Source organism: Cyanobacteriota bacterium (assembly GCA_025054735.1).
GTDB lineage: Bacteria > Cyanobacteriota > Cyanobacteriia > SKYG9 > SKYG9 > SKYG9.
The window spans coordinates 1,578-2,678 of the sequence record JANWZG010000473.1 but is presented as its reverse complement, the minus strand read 5'-3'; the positions used below and the strand labels follow the sequence as shown (position 1 = coordinate 2,678).

Genomic DNA, 1,101 nt, shown 5'->3' with positions numbered 1-1,101 from the left:
AATCGTGATTGGTCGCTTTAATGATTTGGTGACTGAAAAGCTCTTAGCTGGCTGTCAAGACTGCTTGAACCGTCACGGTGTTGATGCTAATCCCCAGGGCACTCAAGTGGACTATGCTTGGGTGCCTGGTAGTTTTGAGATTCCTCTAGTAGCTCGTCAGTTAGCGTTGACCGGGCGATACGATGCCATTATCTGCTTAGGGGCTGTGATTCGCGGGCAAACGCCCCACTTCGACTATGTGGCCGCGGAAGTGTCAAAAGGAATTGCTGCTACTCAACTGCAAACAGGCGTGCCAGTAATTTTTGGCATCTTGACAGTAGATACTATGCAACAGGCACTAGAGCGAGCAGGGATTAAAAGCAACAAGGGTTGGGACTATGCCATGAGTGCGTTAGAAATGGCTAGCCTGATGCGCCAAATTCGATCGCTGGATAATGCAGACAACACAGGTCGATCTGCATTGACTGCATCTACTGTCTCGGCACTACCGATGGATAAATCTGGAGCTTCTCCTGCATTACTTGATGAAATGAGCTGATTTGGCTGAAAATAGGAGGCAGTTGTCCTAGCCTCAGCACTATGAAGCAATCTAGAGTTGTAATCGGGTTGGCAATTGGGCTAATATTGGCTGGAGTTGGGGCTATTATGGCGCTGACAAATCCAGATCAGTCCAGCTATGAGCGCTATGCTACTCAACGCTTGACAGCATATCTTCAAGACAATGTCTGTACTCCTCAATTGAAACTGTTAGGTGCATCACTGCAACAAGACTGCCGACGCTTGCTGATGGAAAATCAAGCTGATATTCAGCAACTCATCGCCAGAGGAACTCAACGTCAGAACTTTATTCTGTTCAGCCATTACACAACGAATCTATCTGTGAACACAATTTTTCCCCTGGTACCTGCCGATTTGGTGCCTTCCTATCGGGTTGAGACGATCGGGGTTCTGCAAAACTTTTACATTTTCAAAACCGAACAGCAGTAGCTATCACACGTTCTAGTCTGTCACATGAGTCAGGCAAGCATAAGCTTGCCTGAAGGTACTAGCTGCGGCAAGCGATATTCAGCCATTGACGACGCACTTCATTAGCCAGAATTT

At 47.2% G+C, this 1,101-nt stretch carries 2 protein-coding genes; both read left to right on the top strand.

Annotation, left to right across the window (positions count from 1 at the left end):
- Position 1: 1 nt before the first annotated feature.
- A complete protein-coding gene (gene ribH, locus NZ772_16985; GenBank protein ID MCS6815251.1) occupies positions 2–538 on the top strand; it encodes a 6,7-dimethyl-8-ribityllumazine synthase in 537 nt (178 codons plus the stop codon).
- A 41-nt stretch (positions 539–579) separates the two neighbouring features.
- Positions 580–987 carry a DUF4359 domain-containing protein gene (locus NZ772_16980; GenBank protein ID MCS6815250.1) on the top strand — a complete coding sequence of 136 codons (408 nt, stop codon included), beginning with the start codon at positions 580–582 and terminating at the stop codon, positions 985–987.
- Positions 988–1,101 lie beyond the last annotated feature (114 nt).

Coding starts and splice junctions, on each gene's coding strand:
- NZ772_16980 (MCS6815250.1), top strand. CDS start 580: ATGAAGCAATCTAGAGTTGTAATCGGGTTGGCAATTGGGCTAATATTG.